This window comes from Pseudomonas sp. S09G 359, from assembly GCF_002843605.1.
Classification (GTDB): Bacteria; Pseudomonadota; Gammaproteobacteria; order Pseudomonadales; family Pseudomonadaceae; genus Aquipseudomonas.
In genome coordinates this window covers 1,586,774-1,603,957 of sequence record NZ_CP025263.1, presented here as the reverse complement: position 1 = coordinate 1,603,957, position 17,184 = coordinate 1,586,774, and the positions used below count along the sequence as shown (strand labels likewise).

The 17,184-nt window shown below is 61.8% G+C and carries 16 protein-coding genes; 7 read left to right on the top strand and 9 right to left on the bottom strand.

What is annotated here, in order from left to right; all coding sequences use genetic code 11:
* Nucleotides 1-80: 80 nt before the first annotated feature.
* Entirely contained in the window at nt 81-2,648 is a 2,568-nt protein-coding gene (locus CXQ82_RS07220) for a TonB-dependent receptor (RefSeq protein ID WP_101267474.1), read from the top strand.
* A gap of 178 nt (nt 2,649-2,826) precedes the next feature.
* Entirely contained in the window at nt 2,827-3,726 is a 900-nt protein-coding gene (locus CXQ82_RS07215; RefSeq protein ID WP_101267471.1) for a DMT family transporter, read from the top strand.
* 46 nt (nt 3,727-3,772) lie between these two features.
* Here CXQ82_RS07215 and CXQ82_RS07210 read toward each other — a convergent pair whose 3' ends face one another.
* From CXQ82_RS07210 to CXQ82_RS07195, 4 genes are all read right to left on the bottom strand, one after another.
* Nucleotides 3,773-4,975: an SAM-dependent methyltransferase gene (locus tag CXQ82_RS07210; RefSeq protein ID WP_101267469.1), complete on the bottom strand. Its 1,203-nt coding sequence runs from the start codon at nt 4,973-4,975 to the stop codon at nt 3,773-3,775.
* A gap of 221 nt (nt 4,976-5,196) precedes the next feature.
* Complete coding sequence (locus CXQ82_RS07205; protein WP_101267467.1) at nt 5,197-5,814, bottom strand: TPM domain-containing protein; 618 nt, start codon at nt 5,812-5,814, stop codon at nt 5,197-5,199.
* Nucleotides 5,815-5,845: 31 nt separating this feature from the next.
* Entirely contained in the window at nt 5,846-6,574 is a 729-nt protein-coding gene (locus CXQ82_RS07200) for a YgcG family protein (RefSeq protein WP_101267465.1), read from the bottom strand.
* 18 nt (nt 6,575-6,592) lie between these two features.
* Entirely contained in the window at nt 6,593-7,204 is a 612-nt protein-coding gene (locus CXQ82_RS07195) for a LemA family protein (protein WP_101267463.1), read from the bottom strand.
* A gap of 261 nt (nt 7,205-7,465) precedes the next feature.
* Here CXQ82_RS07195 and bglX point away from each other — a divergent pair, with 261 nt between their 5' ends.
* Nucleotides 7,466-9,757 (top strand): beta-glucosidase BglX, encoded by a 2,292-nt coding sequence (gene bglX, locus CXQ82_RS07190; protein WP_101267461.1) that lies wholly within the window; start codon nt 7,466-7,468, stop codon nt 9,755-9,757.
* 65 nt (nt 9,758-9,822) lie between these two features.
* Here bglX and CXQ82_RS07185 read toward each other — a convergent pair whose 3' ends face one another.
* From CXQ82_RS07185 to CXQ82_RS07170, 4 genes are all read right to left on the bottom strand, one after another.
* On the bottom strand, nt 9,823-10,980 hold the full coding sequence (locus tag CXQ82_RS07185) for a phosphatidylserine/phosphatidylglycerophosphate/cardiolipin synthase family protein (protein WP_101267459.1): 1,158 nt from the start codon (nt 10,978-10,980) through the stop codon (nt 9,823-9,825).
* A gap of 1 nt (nt 10,981) precedes the next feature.
* A complete protein-coding gene (locus tag CXQ82_RS07180) occupies nt 10,982-11,563 on the bottom strand; it encodes a YceI family protein (RefSeq protein ID WP_101267456.1) in 582 nt (193 codons plus the stop codon).
* 170 nt (nt 11,564-11,733) lie between these two features.
* Nucleotides 11,734-12,048 carry an amidase gene (locus CXQ82_RS07175; RefSeq protein WP_101267453.1) on the bottom strand — a complete coding sequence of 105 codons (315 nt, stop codon included), beginning with the start codon at nt 12,046-12,048 and terminating at the stop codon, nt 11,734-11,736.
* Nucleotides 12,045-13,118, bottom strand: coding sequence for a serine hydrolase (locus CXQ82_RS07170; protein WP_101267452.1), 1,074 nt, complete (start codon nt 13,116-13,118; stop codon nt 12,045-12,047). Before CXQ82_RS07170 ends, CXQ82_RS07175 begins: the two co-directional genes overlap by 4 nt.
* 184 nt (nt 13,119-13,302) lie before the next feature.
* On the opposite strand from CXQ82_RS07170, the gene olsB reads away from it, so the two are divergent.
* Complete coding sequence (olsB, locus tag CXQ82_RS07165) at nt 13,303-14,058, top strand: L-ornithine N(alpha)-acyltransferase (protein ID WP_101267450.1); 756 nt, start codon at nt 13,303-13,305, stop codon at nt 14,056-14,058.
* On the top strand, nt 14,058-14,849 hold the full coding sequence (locus CXQ82_RS07160) for a lysophospholipid acyltransferase family protein (RefSeq protein ID WP_101267448.1): 792 nt from the start codon (nt 14,058-14,060) through the stop codon (nt 14,847-14,849). The genes olsB and CXQ82_RS07160 overlap by 1 nt, the downstream gene beginning before the upstream one ends.
* A 65-nt stretch (nt 14,850-14,914) precedes the next feature.
* Here CXQ82_RS07160 and CXQ82_RS07155 read toward each other — a convergent pair whose 3' ends face one another.
* The gene (locus CXQ82_RS07155; protein WP_101267446.1) at nt 14,915-15,499 is read right to left on the bottom strand and encodes an ACP phosphodiesterase; all 585 of its coding nucleotides are present in this window, start codon (nt 15,497-15,499) and stop codon (nt 14,915-14,917) included.
* Nucleotides 15,500-15,653: 154 nt separating this feature from the next.
* On the opposite strand from CXQ82_RS07155, the gene CXQ82_RS07150 reads away from it, so the two are divergent.
* The gene (locus tag CXQ82_RS07150) at nt 15,654-15,980 is read left to right on the top strand and encodes a helix-turn-helix transcriptional regulator (RefSeq protein ID WP_101267444.1); all 327 of its coding nucleotides are present in this window, start codon (nt 15,654-15,656) and stop codon (nt 15,978-15,980) included.
* A 13-nt stretch (nt 15,981-15,993) separates the two neighbouring features.
* A complete protein-coding gene (locus CXQ82_RS07145; RefSeq protein WP_101267442.1) occupies nt 15,994-17,160 on the top strand; it encodes an MFS transporter in 1,167 nt (388 codons plus the stop codon).
* Nucleotides 17,161-17,184 lie beyond the last annotated feature (24 nt).

The window sequence follows — 17,184 nt, the reverse complement described above, 5'->3', positions numbered from 1 at the left end:
TTTTTTGCCTGCGCCGTCTTCCTCCGGTCTGCGTTTGACACGCACACCTTTTTGGCCATTTGGCCGCACCGGGGGATTTCATGTTTCGCGCGCCTTGCCACGCTTCGCACCTGTTGCTTCGACCGACCGTTATCGCCGCCTGCATGGCTTTCAGCCTCACAGCCCAGGCCGAGTCGATCAAGCTGCAACTGCCCGCCCAGCCGCTGGCCACGTCCCTGAGCCAAGTGGCGCAGCAGGCGAAAATCCAGCTGCTGTTCGATGAAACCTTGCTCAAGAACGTGCAGGCGCCGGCGCTCAATGGCGAGTTCACCCCTGAGGCAGCGATTCGTACCCTGCTGAAAAACGCCGAGTTCAGCCTGATCAAGGTTGGCAGCACCTACGTGGTAAGGCCCGAAGAGGCCAAGACCACCAACAGTGGCGCGATCCAGCTGGATGCCTTGAGCGTGATCGGCACCGGCAATCAAGTGGACTCCAGCACCGTCGGCCGCTCCACCCTGAGCCAGGCCGATATCGACCGCTACCAACCCAACAATATCCCGGCGCTGTTGCAGACCTTGCCCGGTGTATTCATGGGCGGTTCGCCCAAGCCGGGTGGCCAGACCATCAACATTCGCGGCATGGCCGAGGCCGAAGACGTGCCGATGACTGTGGATGGCGCGACCAAAAGTGGCTTTGAGCGGTATCAGCAAGGCACCATTTTCATCGAGCCCGAGCTGATCAAAAGCATCGAAGTGGAGAAAGGCCCCTATTCGCCGTTTACCGGCAACGGCGGCTTCGGCGGCACGGTGCACATGGAAACCAAGGACGCCCCCGACCTGCTGGAAGACGGCCGCAACGCCGGCGCCATGCTCAAGTACGGCTACGCCAGCAATAACCATGAGCAGGTCTACAGCTCGGCACTTTACGGTCGCACCGACGATGGCCGCTTCGACGGTCTGGCCTACATCACCCAGCGCGACGGCGGTGACATGAAGCTGGCCGCCACCCCGCCAGACAAGTATAACGAGTACCCGATCAACCCCAAGCGCCTGCCCAACAGCGCGCAAAATGTGGACGGCGCGCTGTTCAAGTTCAATGCGCACTTCAACGATGAACACAGCATGGGGCTGTCCTATTCCCGTTCGCGCAGCCAGCTCTGGACACCGTTCTCGGCCAAGAGCTACCCGTCGCCGCCGACGCAATATTCCATCGACCGTTACGGCTACGAAGGCGCGTTGAAACGCTTGCTGGCCAACCGCGAGACCATCGACACCACCTATTCGGCCAAGTACGAATACCAGCCGGTGGACAACCCGCTGATTGATTTGAAACTCAGTTATTCCATGTCCAACACCGACCAGACCGACGAACGCAACGCCGACGCGGCGTTTCTGCTGTCCTCGGGCGGGCGCAAGATGGACACGGCCTACAACGACAAGATTCTCGAACTGCGCAACATCAGCCTGTTTACCACCGGCCCCATGGAACATGCCGTCACCACCGGTGTGCAAATTCGCAAGCACAAGCGTGAAATCGAAAGCTGGATGCCGGGCGCGACCTACAACACGGCCAGGTACAACTACGGGCATTTCCAGCCGGCCTTCATGCCCCACGGCAAGGTCGACACCAACGCCTTTTACCTGCAGGACGCCATTACCCTCGGCGACGTGACCATCACCCCATCCCTGCGCTACGACCACGTGCGCAACCGCGGCGAAGCCAACGATGCGCCGTTCTACAGCAACCCCAACCCCGCGTTCGGGCATGACTACAGCGATCGCACCTACACCGGCTGGTCACCGCGCCTGGCGGCGTACTGGAACATCACCCCGGACGTGGCGATGTTTGCCAGCTGGAACAAAACCTGGCGCGCACCGGTGATCGATGAACAATACGAAGTGCAGGGCACCGGCAGCCGCACCTCGACCAGCCTCAATTTGAACCCCGAACGCATCACAGCGATCACGGCCGGTAACGTCACCAACTTCTCCAACCTCATCAGCCACGGCGACAACCTGCAACTGCGGACTACGCTGTTTCACAACCGCATCGAAGATGAAATCTTCAAGGCCACCGGCATCGGCTGTGAGCGCCAGCTCACGGTGTCGGGAAGCGTGGCGGACGTGTGCACCGACATGGCGTCCAAGACCAACTACCGCAACGTAGGCGGTATGACCATCAAGGGCGTCGAGCTTGAAGGCTACTACGACTCGACCTACCTGTTCGGCTCGGTAACCTACTCCTGGGCCACCGGCAAACGCGACAACCCCTACACCAACCCGTGGGCAAGCGACCTGCATGTGTGGGCGCGGGACATTCCACCGGCCAAATGGGTGGTGGTGCTCGGCACCAAGATTCCCGCCTGGGACGCGCAAGTGGGCTGGCAAGGCCAGTTCGTGCGCAAGACCGACCGCGTGCCCAGCGACATCTACTCAAGCGGCCTGAATTCCACGGCGGGCGATGCGTTCTACGACAGCACCGAAAACCCCAGCTACGACACCCAGGGGCTGTTCGCCAGCTGGAAACCGCAACAGGCCGGCCTCAAAGGGCTGCAGGTCAACTTTACCGTCGACAACCTGTTCAACCGCAGCTACCTGCCCGCCCTCGCCGGCGACCGTGCCTACAGTGAAGGGCGCAATGCCAAGATCAGCGTTACACGTTTCTTCTAAAGACGCGCACGGCCCGTGTGGGAGCCGGGCTTGCCCGCGATGCAGGCACCGCGGTGTGCCAGCTCCCACCCCCGATCAACTGTACGGATAAATCCGCACTCAGCTGTAGGCCCGCAATCGGCGGGGGTTGTGGCTAGATGGGTTTCCCTTGAAACCCTGTGGATTTCGGATCCTTCCCATGAACTCGCGCGAAAACACCGGCATGGCCCTCGGCCTGCTGGGCGTCATCATCTTCAGCCTGACCCTGCCCTTCACCCGCATCGTGGTGCAGGAGATCCACCCGTTGCTCAACGGCCTGGGCCGTGCCTTGTTTGCGGCGGTGCCGGCGGCGGCGCTGTTGCTGTGGCGCCGCGAGCGCTGGCCAACCTGGCGCCAGGTGCGCGGTTTGTGCCTGGTGATTGCGGGCGTGATTCTGGGGTTCCCGGTGCTGTCGGCCTGGGCCATGCAAACCTTGCCAGCGTCCCATGGCGCACTGGTCAACGGCCTGCAACCTTTGTGTGTGGCGCTGTATGCGGCCTGGCTGTCCCATGAGCGGCCGTCCAAAGCCTTCTGGGCCTGCGCGGCGCTGGGCAGTGCGCTGGTGTTGGGTTACGCGTTGATCACTGGCGCCGGCAGTATTCAAGCTGGGGATCTGTTGATGTTTGCGGCAATCGCCTTAGGAGGCCTGGGGTATGCCGAAGGCGGCCGGTTGGCCAAGGAAATGGGCGGCTGGCAGGTGATCTGCTGGGCGCTGGTGCTGTCGACACCGGTGCTGATCGGCCCAGTCTGGTACCTGGCGGCGCAGCATCAAGGGGCGATATCCATGCGCACCTGGTGGGCGTTTGGGTATGTGTCGTTGTTCTCGCAGTTTTTGGGGTTCTTCGCCTGGTACGCCGGGCTGGCCATGGGTGGTATTGCACGGGTCAGCCAGATCCAGTTGCTGCAGATTTTCTTCACCATCGCGTTTTCGGCGCTGTTCTTTGGGGAACACATTGAGCCGATTACGTGGTTGTTTGCCTGTGGCGTGATCGTGACGGTGATGCTGGGGCGCAAGACGGCGGTACAGCCTGCGCCGGCGCCAAAGGTTAGTGTGGTCTAAATGTGGGAGGGGGCTTGCCCCCTCCCACATTTGATTTGCGGCGTTCTCAGGCCAAGTAACCATCCGCACGCAACAGGGTTTCCAGGCAGTGGTCGGTGATCTGGTAGAACGCCTTCAACGCCTGGATTTTCTCCAGCAACTGCGCGTTATCCAGTGGCTCGGCGCGCTTGACCGCGAGGATCATCTTGTTCTTGTTGGTGTGGTCCAACGAGATGAACTCGAACACCTTGGTCTCGTAGCCGCAGGCTTCGAGGTACAACGCACGCAGGCTGTCGGTGACCATTTCTGCCTGCTGGCCCAGGTGCAGGCCGTATTGCAGCATCGGCTTGAGCAGCGCCGGGCTCTGGATCTGCAGGCGAATCTGTTTATGGCAGCACGGCGAGCACATGATGATCGACGCGCCGGAACGGATACCGGTGTGGATCGCATAGTCGGTGGCAATGTCGCAGGCATGCAGGGCGATCATCACGTCCAGGTCGCTGGGCGCCACGCTGCGCACATCACCGCACTTGAACACCAGCCCCGGGTGCTCCAGGCGTGCGGCGGCAGTGTTGCACAGGGTCACCATGTCTTCGCGCAGCTCAACACCGGTCACTTCGCCCTCGGCCTTGAGGGTGTTGCGCAGGTAGTCGTGGATGGCAAACGTGAGGTAGCCCTTGCCCGAACCAAAGTCCGCGACACGCACCGGCTGGTCCAGCTTCAAGGGTGACGAGGTAAGTGCATGGCTGAACACTTCGATGAACTTGTTGATCTGCTTCCACTTGCGCGACATCGACGGGATCAGCGCCTGCTTGGCGTCGGTCACACCCAGGTCGGCGAGGAACGGCCGGCTCAGGTCGAGGAAGCGATTCTTCTCACGGTTATGCTCGGCCGACGGCGCTTCACGCAGTTGCTGTGGCTTGCTTTTGAACAGCGAGCTTTTGTTTTTCTTGCTGTATTCCAGTTGGGCTTCATCGGTCAGCGACAGCAAGTGCGCGTTCTTGAACGAGGCCGGCAGCAGCTCGGCAATCGCCGCCACGCCGTCGGCCAGGGGCAAGTTCTTGGTGATGTCGCGGGTCTTGTAGCGGTAGACGAAGGACAGGCACGCCTGCTCCTTGACCGTCACAGGCTTGATGATCAGCCGCTGCAACTCGGCTTCCTCGCCCACGTACTTGGCCAATACCAGCTTGATAAACGCATCCTGCGCGAGGCTTGCGCTCAGCAGTTCGATGAACTGGGCGTGATGATCCGGTTGAGCGGTAACAGACATGAACAAAAACGCCTCGGGCTGGGAATGCCGGGCATTTTAGGGGGGATGGGGGTTTAGGGCACGGGGTTATTTGATCAACGGTAATTGCAATGGATAACACAGAGCCCAATGTGGGAGCGGGCTTGCTCGCGAAAGCGGTGGGCCAGTCGCCGAATGTGTTGGCTGACACTCCGTATTCGCGAGCAAGCCCGCTCCCACATTTTTGCTCTGTGGTGGCTGGGTTATTCGAGTACCACCAGGCGATTGGGCAGTTCATTACGGGTCTGCGTCACCGGCACATGCACCTTGAGCAACTCGCCACAGGCCTCAATGCAGGCAATGAACCCGGCCAGCGTCTGGCCCTGTTTTACCTGCTGGGTGAATGCCGTGACGATCCCATCCCAACTGCTGTCATCCAGGTGTTTGGAAATACCTTCGTCCACCAGGATTTCCACATAGCGCTCCGCCTCGCTGACAAAAATCAGCACACCGGTACTGCCCAGCGTGTGGTGCAGGTTCTGCTCCAGGAACTGCCGCCGCGCCAGGTTCGACGCGCGCCAATGGCGCACCGAGCGCGGAATCAAACGGGTGGTGACCTTGGGCAAGCGGAACACCAGGCACAACACGATAAAGGTCGCCCATTGCGCCAACAGCAAGGTGTACATGGTCAGGTAGCCCGACAAGTAATGCACCACGCCGGGCACTACCAACGCAATCAGGCTGGCCCACAGCAGCGGGATGTAGGCGTAATCGTCGGCGCGGGCGGCCAGCACCGTCACCAGTTCGGCGTCGGTCTGCTGCTCCACGCGGGCAATCGCCTCGGCGACCTGGCGTTGTTCGTGTTCACTCAGTAGTGCCATGGTTGTAGATGCTCTTTTTTCATTATTGTCATTACCAGCCACCTGAGGCCCCGCCGCCGCCAAAGCCGCCACCGCCGCCTCGGAAACCACCGCCGCCGCCGCCTCCCCCGCCGCCACGCCCACTGCTGCTGAGGATCGCCAGCAAGATGGCGCCCACCGGCAGCCCCAGGCGATTGCACAACCACAGTACACCGATAAACAGAATAAACAGGCCGATGGAAAGCCCGGGATTATCCTTGGCGAAATTCGCGTCCGCCACATGCGCCGGCACGGCCAGTGGCTCACCGCCCACCACCTGAATCATCGCCGAGACACCCTCGCTGATGCCCTGGCTGAAATTACCGGCCTTGAATTTGGGTGCGATCACCTGGTTGATGATCACCCAGGACTGCGCATCGGTCAGCACGCCTTCCAGGCCATAGCCGACTTCGATGCGCAATTTGCGCTCATCACGGGCGACGATCAACAGCGCGCCGTTATCCTTGCCCTTCTGGCCAATGCCCCATTGGCGGCCCAATTGGTAACCAAAGTCTTCAATCGGTACGCCCTGCAGGTCGGGCACGGTGACCACCACGATCTGGTCGCCACGGGCCTGCTCCAGCGCCTGCAACTGCTGGGTGATCTGCTCGCGCGTAGCCGGGTCGATCATTTGGGCGTTATCCACCACCCGCCCGGTCAGCGCCGGGAAGCTCAGCGCAGCCTGGGCCACTCCCACGCAGGCCAGCAACCACAGCGCCAAGCCTATCCGTAATAAACGCATCGACACCTCAGGAAAGTCTTATTTGAACTTCACTTGCGGCGCTTTATCGGCATCGGCACTGGTGGCTTCAAACGTCTGGCGGATCGGCAAGTCGCTGTACATCACGCTGTGCCACAGGCGGCCGGGGAAGGTGCGGATCTCGGTGTTGTAGGCCTGTACCGCCTGGATGAAATCACGGCGGGCCACGGCGATACGGTTTTCCGTGCCTTCAAGTTGCGATTGCAGGGCCAGGAAGTTCTGGTTGGCCTTGAGGTCCGGGTAACGTTCGGACACCACCATCAAACGGCTGAGGGCACCGCTCAAACCATCCTGGGCCTGCTGGAATTGCTTGAGTTTCTCGGGGTTGTCGAGGGTGCTGGCATCCACCTGGATCGAGGTGGCCTTGGCCCGCGCTTCGATCACCGCGGTCAGGGTGTCCTGCTCGTGGGCGGCGTAGCCCTTGACCACTTCCACCAGGTTGGGAATCAGGTCGGCACGGCGTTGGTACTGGTTCTGCACCTGGCCCCAGGCCGCTTTGGCCTGCTCGTCCAGGGTCGGAATGGTGTTGATACCGCAACCGCTCAGCACTGTGCTGATCAAGAGCAGAACCGCGGCCTTGAAGCCCCAGCGGTAATGTTGTGCTGCTTGCATGATGTTTCTCCTGCCCAATCTTGATGGAATGTTACGACTGACCCTATAAACCCTGCGCTTGGGGCATAATCCGCCACCACCACTGGAATGCATCGGGCCAATCAGCTAAAAGATGCCCAGCGCCACAAAGAGTTCATAAATAAGAGTTCAGCGGAGTGTGCTGCATTTAGCTGAACAACACCCGAACAACAATAGTCGCTCCCCACATTTTGGCCGACAGCAGTCCCTTGATGCTGTGCAGTGAGCCGAAAAAGGATATTCATGAAAAAGCTGTGTTTGCTCGGCCTTGTTGCCACTCTGGCCACCCACCCCGTCTGGGCAGAAACAAAGCCTGCTGCGCTTAAAGACAAGGACGCCTTCGTCAGCGACCTGCTCAAGCAGATGACCCTGGATGAAAAGATCGGCCAGTTGCGCCTGATCAGCATCGGCCCCGAGATGCCGCGCGAGCTGATCCGCAAGGAAATCGCCGCCGGCCGCATCGGCGGCACGTTCAACTCCATCACCCGCCCGGAAAACCGTCCGATGCAGGACGCGGCGATGCGCAGCCGCTTGAAGATCCCGATGTTCTTCGCCTACGACGTGATCCACGGCCACCGCACGATCTTCCCGATCAGCCTGGCCCTGGCCTCCAGCTGGGACATGGACGCCATCGGCCGCTCCGGGCGCATCGCCGCCCAGGAAGCCGCCGCCGACAGCCTCGACATCACCTTTGCGCCGATGGTCGACATCTCCCGCGACCCACGCTGGGGCCGCACTTCCGAGGGGTTCGGCGAAGACACCTACCTGGTCTCGCGAATTGCCGAGGTGATGGTCAAGGCCTTCCAGGGCACCAGCCCCGCCAACGCCGACAGCATCATGGCCAGCGTCAAGCACTTCGCCCTGTATGGCGCAGTGGAAGGCGGGCGCGACTACAACGTGGTCGACATGAGCCCGGTCAAGATGTACCAGGACTACCTGCCGCCCTACCACGCAGCAATCAAGGCCGGCTCGGGCGGCGTGATGGTGGCGCTGAACTCGATCAACGGCGTACCCGCCACCGCCAACACCTGGCTGATGAACGACCTGCTGCGCAAGGACTGGGGCTTCAAGGGCCTGGCCGTGAGCGACCACGGCGCAATCGTCGAGCTGATCAAGCACGGCGTCGCCAAGGACGGGCGTGAGGCCGCCAAGCTGGCGATCAAGGCTGGCATCGACATGAGCATGAACGACTCGCTGTACGGCAAGGAATTGCCGGGGCTGCTCAAGTCCGGCGAGATCGAGCAAAGCGACATCGACAACGCCGTGCGTGAAGTGCTGGCCGCCAAATACGACATGGGCCTGTTCAAAGACCCGTACCTGCGCATCGGCAAGGCCGAGGATGACCCGGCCGACACTAACGCCGAGAGCCGCCTGCACCGTGCCGACGCCCGCGACATCGCACGCCGCAGCCTGGTGCTGCTGAAAAACCATAATGAAACACTGCCGCTGAAAAAATCCGCGACCATCGCCCTGGTCGGCCCATTGGCCAAGGCCCCCATCGACATGATGGGCAGTTGGGCCGCTGCCGGCCAACCGGCGCAATCGGTGACCCTGCTCGACGGCATGAACGCCGTGATCGGCGAAAAAGGCAAAATCATCTACGCCCGTGGCGCCAACATCACCAACGACAAGGCGGTGGTCGACTACCTCAACTTCCTCAACTTCGATGCCCCGGAAGTGGTGGATGACACCCGCTCGCCACAGGTGCTGATCGACGAGGCGGTCAAGGCCGCCAAGGATGCCGATATCGTGGTGGCCGCCGTGGGTGAATCCCGTGGAATGTCCCACGAATCCTCCAGCCGCACCGACCTGAACATTCCGCAAAGCCAGCGCGACCTGATCAAGGCCCTCAAAGCCACCGGCAAGCCGCTGGTGCTGGTGCTGATGAACGGCCGCCCACTGTCGATCCTGGATGAGAAACAACAGGCTGACGCGATCCTGGAAACCTGGTTCGCCGGCACCGAAGGCGGCAACGCCATCGCCGACGTGCTGTTCGGTGACTACAACCCTTCGGGCAAGCTACCGATCACCTTCCCACGTTCGGTTGGGCAGATTCCTACCTACTACAACCACCTGACCATCGGCCGGCCGTTCACGCCGGGCAAGCCGGGCAACTACACCTCGCAGTATTTCGATGACACCACCGGGCCACTGTTCCCGTTCGGTTATGGCCTGAGCTACACCTCGTTCAGCCTGTCGGACATGGCGCTGTCGTCCACCACCCTGAACAAGACCGGCAAACTCGATGCCAGCGTCACGGTAACGAACACCGGCAAGGTCGATGGCGAAACCGTGGTGCAGTTGTATATCCAGGACGTGGCCGGCTCGATGATCCGCCCGATCAAGGAGCTGAAGAACTTCCAGAAGGTCATGCTCAAGGCTGGCGAAGAACGCACGCTGCACTTCACCATCACCGAAGAGGACTTGAAGTTCTACAACACCCAGCTCAAATTCGCGGCGGAACCGGGTGAGTTCAATGTGCAGATTGGGTTGGATTCCCAGGATGTGCAGCAGCAGACTTTTGAATTGCTCTAACACCTGATGGGTTCAAAATGTGGGAGGAGCGGTGCCCCTCCCACATTTGACTGGTGGTGACCTCGCTAGCCGCGTCGATCCAGCAAATTCACCACCAACCGATCAATCCACCCCCACACCCGCTGCTTCACCCGCCGCCACAACGGCCGCGCCTTCCACGCCTCCAGGCTGACCGCCTGGCTCTGGGCAAAATCCCGCTCGAAACTGCCCGCCACTGCCTGCGTCAGCTCGGGGTCCAGCGCTTCCAGATTGGCTTCCAGGTTGAAGCGCAGGTTCCAGTGATCAAAGTTGCACGAACCTATGCTCACCCAATCGTCAACCAACACCATCTTGAGGTGCAGAAAGCACGGCTGGTATTCGAAGATCTGCACACCGGCCCGCAGCAAGCGCGGGTAATAGCGATGCCCGGCGTAACGTACGGACGGGTGATCGGTACGTGGCCCGGTGAGCAGCAAGCGCACATCCACCCCGCGCCCTGCTGCCCGGCGCAACGCACGGCGCACGCTCCAGGTGGGCAGGAAGTACGGCGTGGCCAGCCAGATGCGCGTCTTGCTGCTGTTGAGTGCGCGAATCAGCGACTGCAAGATATCGCGGTGCTGGCGGGCATCGGCATAGGCCACGCGGCCAAGGCCAGGCCCGGTGGCCGGCACCTTGGGCAGGCGCGGCAAACCGAAATGAGTGGCCGGCTTCCACTCCCGGCGCGCCGCGTTGGCGTGCCACTGGCGGTCGAACAAGGCCTGCCAGTCCTGCACCAGCGGGCCGCTGATCTGCACCATCACCTCATGCCATTCGGCAGTGTCTTGCCCAGGGGTCCAGAACTCATCGGTAACGCCGGTGCCGCCGACCACGGCGATACCTTGGTCGATCAGCAACAGCTTGCGATGGTCGCGGTACAGGTTGCGCATCCAACGGCGCCAGCTCAGGCGATTGTAGAAACGCAGCTCCACCCCCGCGTCGGTCAGGCGCTTGCGCAACCCCAGGGTAAAGGCCAGGCTGCCGTAGTCATCGAACAGGCAGCGCACCCGCACGCCGCGCTCGGCGGCCAGCACCAGCGCCTGCACCATGGCTTCGGCGCAGGCGCCGGCTTCCACCAGGTACAGCTCCAGATCGACTTGCCGCTCGGCGCGGGCAATGCCCACCAGCATCTGCGGGAAAAACTGCGGGCCGTCGATCAACAACTCGAAACGGTTGCCGCTACGCCACGGGAACACTGCGCCGCCCATGTCAGCGCGCCGTGAAGATCAGCACCGCACCCACCGGCACCGACAAACTGATCGACTTGAGCCCAGCCGCCTTGCGCAACGCCGCCACACCTGGTGCCAGGTCGAAGTCTTCGGCATGCAACACCACCGGCTCCAGGGTCACCACCTGGAAACGGCGGTCATCCAGGCGCGTGGCCAGGAGTTCGGCGCTGTAGGTGTGGGTCTTGCCATGCAAGGTCACGCTCATCGGCAGGCGCAATTCCAGTTGCGCACCGGGGGCCAGGTCGTTGATGGGTTGCAGATTGATCTGCGCGCTGATCAGCGCTTCGGGGAAGGTCTTGATCTCGAACAGGTCATTGCGCATGCGTTCATCACGCAGCGGGATGCCACTGTTGACCGACTCCAGCTCCACTTCCACGGTTGCCGCGCCCTTGCTGTCAACCTTGCCGTGCAGCACCAAAAAGCGCTGGACCTCGGCGATCTCGGTGTTCTTGGTGGTGACAAATGACAGGCGCGAGGACTCGTTGTCCAGGTACCAATCGGCGTGGGCGGGTACGGCGGCACAAGTCAGCAACGTGAAGGCGAGAGGTTTGACATTGAACATAGAGACTCATGGGGCAAAAAACCTGCACGAACCTTAACATGCAATTCCACTGTGGGAGGGGCGGTGCGACGGTTCGACTTGCCCCCGATAGCGGTGGATCAGTCAGCATATTTGTTACTGACCCAGCGCCATCGGGGGCAAGCCCCCTCCCACATTGGGGCGGTGGTGGGTCAGGGGTTCAGGCGGCAGCCTTGGCGATCGCCCAGCCACCTTGCACTGTGCGTGCGCCCCAACCCGCTCGCCGTCACCTCACTGCGCTCCGGGTTATCGCTGAACGCGCTGGTGGGCACGTACTGCTGCACATACCCCCGGCAATACTCCGCCGGGTTGTTCGCCACGTAGCGGCATGAGCAGTATTCCTTGGCGGTGTACGCCGCGATGATGTCGGGGAAGGCTTGCAGGTTGACGCGTTCGTGCCAGATCCATCCCAGCAGAGAGATCAACAGCAGCAGAAACAGGCTGGTAAACGGCCGACGACGGATCATGGTTGCACCGCCGCGAGCACGTGCTTGAGCAGTTCGTTATGGCGATAGCTGCCGTCGCGGTCGTCGCCGTAGCGCACGATCACCAGGTGTTCGGCGGGCATCACGTACAGCGCCTGGCCCCAGTGGCCGAGGGCGGCGAAGGTGTCGGCGGGGGCGTCGAGCCAGGGCCGGGGCACGCCCTGGTTGAGCCACCAATGGCCGCCCGGTACGGCTTCGTCCTGGCCCGCCTTGTACTTGTCGAACGGCTGGAGATTGAAATCGACCCAGGCTTTAGGCAGCAACTGTTGCTCCCCCCAGCGTCCGTCCCGTGCCATCAACAGACCGACGCGTGCCAGGTCGCGGGCGGTCAGGTAGGCGTAGGACGAGGCGACAAAAGTTTCGTCGGCGTCGGTTTCCCAGGTGGCGTTGCGAATGCCCAGCGGCTTGAACAGCGCGTCCCACGGGTAGCTCATATACGCCTTGTGGCCAAGCATGCCCTTGAGCGCGGCGGACAGGATATTGCTGTCTCCGCTGGAATAACGGAAGGCCTGGCCCGGGGCGCTGGACGCCTCGGTGTTGGCGGCAAACTCGGCCATGTCGGCGCGGCCACGGGTGTAGAGCATCGCTACCACCGAGGATTTCAGCGGGGCGTATTCGTAGTCTTCCTGCCAGTCCAGGCCCGAGGCCCAGTGCAGCAGGTCGGCCATGGTCACCGTGGGGTGTTGCTTCATCGGCGGGTAGAAGCGCGCTACGGGGTCGTTCAATTTGAAGCGGTTGTCGCCATAGGCCACGCCAAGCACGGTGGCCATCAGGCTTTTGCTGATGGACCAGGTCAGGTGCGGCGTACTGGCGGTGGTGGGCGCGGCGTAGCGTTCATAGATGATTTCACCGTCGCGGATCACCAGCAGCGCATCGGTGCGGATGCCTTGGCGGGTGGTGTCGTCACGCGGAGGGAACGCGTACCTGTCGAGGGCTTCGACGGCCGGGCCGGCGAGTGGCGTGGCCTTGGCCCAATCCTTGTCTGGCCAGCTTTCGGCGCGGGCAGTAACGGTGGCTAACAACAGGGCAACACACAACAGGCCTCTGACCATGGACGCAAACTCAAGGGGGCATTCAAGCCCGCGAGCCTAGCCGAGGCCGGTGACAGATTTGCTACAGAGGGGCTGTCATCCAACCGTCACCGTAACTTCATGGAGATGACACCGGGGCTACATAGCCTGAGTTTGGACAAACAAGTCGACCGGCCGGTAAGTGGCCGGCACTCGGAGATTCGCCATGACTCAGATCGCCCGCATCAGCGACACCGGCAATGAACGCCGTCTGCAAGCCGAACGCCTGGTTGGCGCCAAGGCTTTGCAGGAAGCCCAGGCCCTGCGTTTCAACGTGTTCAGCGGCGAGTTCAACGCCAAGCTGAAAGGTGCGGAACTGGGTCTGGACATGGATGACTATGATGTTCACTGCAGCCACATCGGTGTGCGCGACATGAACAGCGGTCGATTGGTAGCCACCACCCGTTTGCTCGACCACCAGGCCGCCAGCACCTTGGGCCGGTTCTACAGCGAAGAAGAATTCAGCCTGCACGGCCTGCTGCACCTGCAAGGCCCGATCCTGGAAATCGGCCGTACCTGCGTCGACCCGGCCTACCGCAACGGCGGCACCATCGCCGTGCTCTGGGGCGAGTTGGCCGAAGTGCTCAACCAGGGCGGCTACAGCTACCTGATGGGCTGCGCGAGCATCCCGATGCACGACGGCGGCATCCAGGCACACGCGATCATGCAGCGCCTGCGCGAACGCTACTTGTGCAACGAACACCTGCGCGCCGAACCGAAAAAACCGCTGCCGGCGCTGGACCTGCCGTCTAACGTGATCGCGGAAATGCCGCCGTTGCTCAAGGCCTATATGCGCCTGGGCGCGAAGATCTGCGGCGAGCCGTGCTGGGATGAAGACTTCCAGGTGGCCGACGTATTCATCCTGCTCAAGCGCGATGAGTTATGCCCGCGTTACGCCCGCCACTTCAAGGCTGCAATGTGATGAGCCGCCTGCGCGTGTACGGGCGCATTGCCCGCGTGTTGCTGGTGGTGGCGCTGGGGTTGAGCATGGCCAGTGTGTTTGGTTTGTTTGAGCGCCTGGGGGTTGCCAACTCGATGGTGCGCCGCCAGCGCTGGTCACGATTCTTTATGGCGCGGCTGACCAACGCCCTGCCCTTTCGCGTAACGGTGCACGGCGAGTTGCCGACGCAGCCGATGCTGTGGGTGAGCAATCACGTGTCTTGGACCGATATTCCATTGCTCGGCGCGGTGGCGCCGATGTCGTTCCTGTCCAAGGCCGAAGTGCGTACCTGGCCGGTGGCTGGCTGGTTAGCGGCCAAGGCCGGCAGTTTGTTTATCCGCCGCGGCTCGGGCGACAGCCAGTTGATCCGCAAACAGATGACCCGTCACCTGGAGCAACAGCACCCGCTGCTGATGTTCCCGGAAGGCACCACCACTGACGGGCGCAGCCTGCGCACGTTCCACGGGCGCTTGCTGGCCAGTGCGATCGACGCGGATGTGGCGCTGCAGCCCGTGGCGATCCGTTACCTGCGCGATGGCCAGGTGGACCCGCTGGCGCCGTTTATTGGCGATGATGATTTGCTCTCGCACTTGATGCGGCTGTTCGGCAATGACCAGGGCGATGTGGAAATCCATGTGCTCAAGCCGATTGCCTGCGCCGGGCAGGAACGTGCGGCGCTGGCGTATCAGGCGCAGCAGGCGGTGCAGAAGGCGTTGTTTGGGCCGGTTCCAGAGGCTGAACAAGTGGATGCTCGACCTGCGTATGCTGCTTGAATGAAGTAAACACAATTCCAATGTGGGAGGGGCGGTGCGACGATTCGACTTGCCCCCTCCCACATTTAGATATCAGTAGTCAGCTGGGTTTGTGCAAACGCCTGTAACTTTGGATAGAACACCCGGAAGTCATCACTCAACGGCTCATAAAGCTCCCGCAACTCCTGCATCGCAAACCCCAACTCCTCCGGCTGCGTCAGCCGCCGCGAGATCCCCCGCAACACCTGCTCCATCACCGCGAACTCGCGGTACGAGCCCAGCCAGTCATCCGCTGCCATCCAGGGCGCAATCTGCGCCAGCCGCCCCGGCAACTGCGGCTCGGCTGCCAGCACGCGGTACACCTGCGAGGTGAAGTGCTCCAGCGGTTGGTCGGCATACAACGCCCAATCCCGTGCCAGGCAGTGATCGAAAAACACATCGAGGACGATCCCGGCATACCGCCTGCGGGTGAGGCTGAAACGCGACAATGCTTCGCCGACCAATGGGTGGCTATCGGTAAAGCGGTCAATCGAGCGATGCAACTGAATCGCCGATTCGATTTGCGGGCTGAACTGGCCCTGCAGGCGGCCTTTGACGAAGTCGCCATAGAGGCTGCCCAGCATTTGCGCAGGAAGTTGGCCGCCCAGGTGTAGATGTGCGAGATAATTCATGGCGCGCAGTCTAGCACTGACGCCAACGTATCGTTATAACCCGATATACCGATTTAGCCTGACCTCAGAGCAAAATCATATTGGTATATCGGGATATAACGATTTAAGGTTCGCCTCATCGCGATATAACGCTTTACGACACCGAGCACCTGCCATGTCCATCGACCTCGACGAAATAATAAAAGCCCTGGCGCACCCAGTACGACGAGACATCCTCACCTGGCTGAAAGACCCGAAAGTGCAATTCCCCGAGCAACTGCACAACCACGAATACGGCATTTGCGCCGGGCAGATCGACCAGCGCTGCGGCCTGTCCCAGTCGACCGTGTCGGCCCACCTGGCCACCTTGCAGCGGGCGGGTTTGATCAGCAGCCAGAAGGCCGGGCAGTGGCACTTTTTCAAACGCAATGAGGAAGTGATCCAAGCCTTCCTCGCTGCGCTCACCACCGAACTCAGCGCGGACGACAACGCAGCGCTGTAACAAGGAAACGATAATGCCCCTCTCGCTACTCATACTGGCCCTGAGCGCCTTCGCCATCGGCACCACCGAGTTCGTCATCATGGGCTTGTTGCCCGATGTGGCGGCGGACCTCGGCGTGTCGATCCCCGGCGCCGGTTGGCTGGTCACCGGCTACGCCCTGGGCGTGGCCATCGGCGCACCCTTCATGGCACTGGCCACCGCCAAGCTGCCACGCAAGGCCGCGCTGGTCGCGTTGATGGGCATTTTTATTGTCGGCAACCTGCTCTGCGCCCTGGCCAGTGACTACAACGTGCTGATGTTTGCCCGCGTGGTCACGGCACTCTGCCATGGCGCGTTCTTTGGGATTGGTTCGGTGGTGGCCGCCAACCTGGTGCCGGCCAACAAACGCGCTTCGGCCGTGGCCTTGATGTTCACCGGCCTGACCCTGGCCAACGTGCTGGGCGTGCCGCTGGGCACTGCACTTGGCCAGGAAGCCGGCTGGCGCTCGACCTTCTGGGCCGTGACGGTGATTGGGGTAGTGGCGTTGATCGGCCTGATCCGCTTCCTGCCGGCCAAGCGCGATGAAGAAAAACTCGACATGCGCGCCGAACTGGCGGCCCTCAAGGGCGCCGGCATCTGGCTGTCGTTGAGCATGACCGCACTGTTCGCCGCCTCGATGTTCACCCTCTTCACTTATGTTGCGCCACTGCTCGGCGATGTCACCGGCGTATCGCCCAAAGGCGTGACCTGGACCCTGCTGCTGATCGGCCTGGGCCTCACCGTGGGCAACATCATCGGCGGCAAGCTGGCGGACAAGCGCCTGGCAGCCACGTTGATCGGCGTGTTCATCAGCATGGCGGTGGTGTCCACCGCGCTGAGCTGGACCAGCGTCGCGCTAATCCCGACTGAAATCACCCTGTTCCTGTGGGCCACCGCCTCGTTTGCTGCCGTGCCGGCGTTGCAGATCAACGTGGTGACCTTCGGCAAGGCCGCACCGAACCTGGTGTCCACCTTGAACATCGGCGCCTTCAACATCGGCAACGCCCTCGGTGCCTGGGTCGGCGGCAGTGTGATTGCCCACGGCTTCGGCCTGACCAGCGTGCCACTGGCCGCTGCGGCCCTGGCGATCCTGGCGCTGCTGGTGACCTTGATTACTTTCCGTCAGAGCGGCGATGCCGACCTGGCCCCTGCGACCAACTGATCAACTTCCAAGAGCAAGGTGTTT

Coding starts and splice junctions, on each gene's coding strand:
- CXQ82_RS07220 (WP_101267474.1), top strand. CDS start 81: ATGTTTCGCGCGCCTTGCCACGCTTCGCACCTGTTGCTTCGACCGACC.
- CXQ82_RS07215 (WP_101267471.1), top strand. CDS start 2,827: ATGAACTCGCGCGAAAACACCGGCATGGCCCTCGGCCTGCTGGGCGTC.
- CXQ82_RS07210 (WP_101267469.1), bottom strand. CDS start 4,975: ATGTCTGTTACCGCTCAACCGGATCATCACGCCCAGTTCATCGAACTG.
- CXQ82_RS07205 (WP_101267467.1), bottom strand. CDS start 5,814: ATGGCACTACTGAGTGAACACGAACAACGCCAGGTCGCCGAGGCGATT.
- CXQ82_RS07200 (WP_101267465.1), bottom strand. CDS start 6,574: ATGCGTTTATTACGGATAGGCTTGGCGCTGTGGTTGCTGGCCTGCGTG.
- CXQ82_RS07195 (WP_101267463.1), bottom strand. CDS start 7,204: ATGCAAGCAGCACAACATTACCGCTGGGGCTTCAAGGCCGCGGTTCTG.
- bglX (WP_101267461.1), top strand. CDS start 7,466: ATGAAAAAGCTGTGTTTGCTCGGCCTTGTTGCCACTCTGGCCACCCAC.
- CXQ82_RS07185 (WP_101267459.1), bottom strand. CDS start 10,980: ATGGGCGGCGCAGTGTTCCCGTGGCGTAGCGGCAACCGTTTCGAGTTG.
- CXQ82_RS07180 (WP_101267456.1), bottom strand. CDS start 11,563: ATGTTCAATGTCAAACCTCTCGCCTTCACGTTGCTGACTTGTGCCGCC.
- CXQ82_RS07175 (WP_101267453.1), bottom strand. CDS start 12,048: ATGATCCGTCGTCGGCCGTTTACCAGCCTGTTTCTGCTGCTGTTGATC.
- CXQ82_RS07170 (WP_101267452.1), bottom strand. CDS start 13,118: ATGGTCAGAGGCCTGTTGTGTGTTGCCCTGTTGTTAGCCACCGTTACT.
- olsB (WP_101267450.1), top strand. CDS start 13,303: ATGACTCAGATCGCCCGCATCAGCGACACCGGCAATGAACGCCGTCTG.
- CXQ82_RS07160 (WP_101267448.1), top strand. CDS start 14,058: ATGAGCCGCCTGCGCGTGTACGGGCGCATTGCCCGCGTGTTGCTGGTG.
- CXQ82_RS07155 (WP_101267446.1), bottom strand. CDS start 15,499: ATGAATTATCTCGCACATCTACACCTGGGCGGCCAACTTCCTGCGCAA.
- CXQ82_RS07150 (WP_101267444.1), top strand. CDS start 15,654: ATGTCCATCGACCTCGACGAAATAATAAAAGCCCTGGCGCACCCAGTA.
- CXQ82_RS07145 (WP_101267442.1), top strand. CDS start 15,994: ATGCCCCTCTCGCTACTCATACTGGCCCTGAGCGCCTTCGCCATCGGC.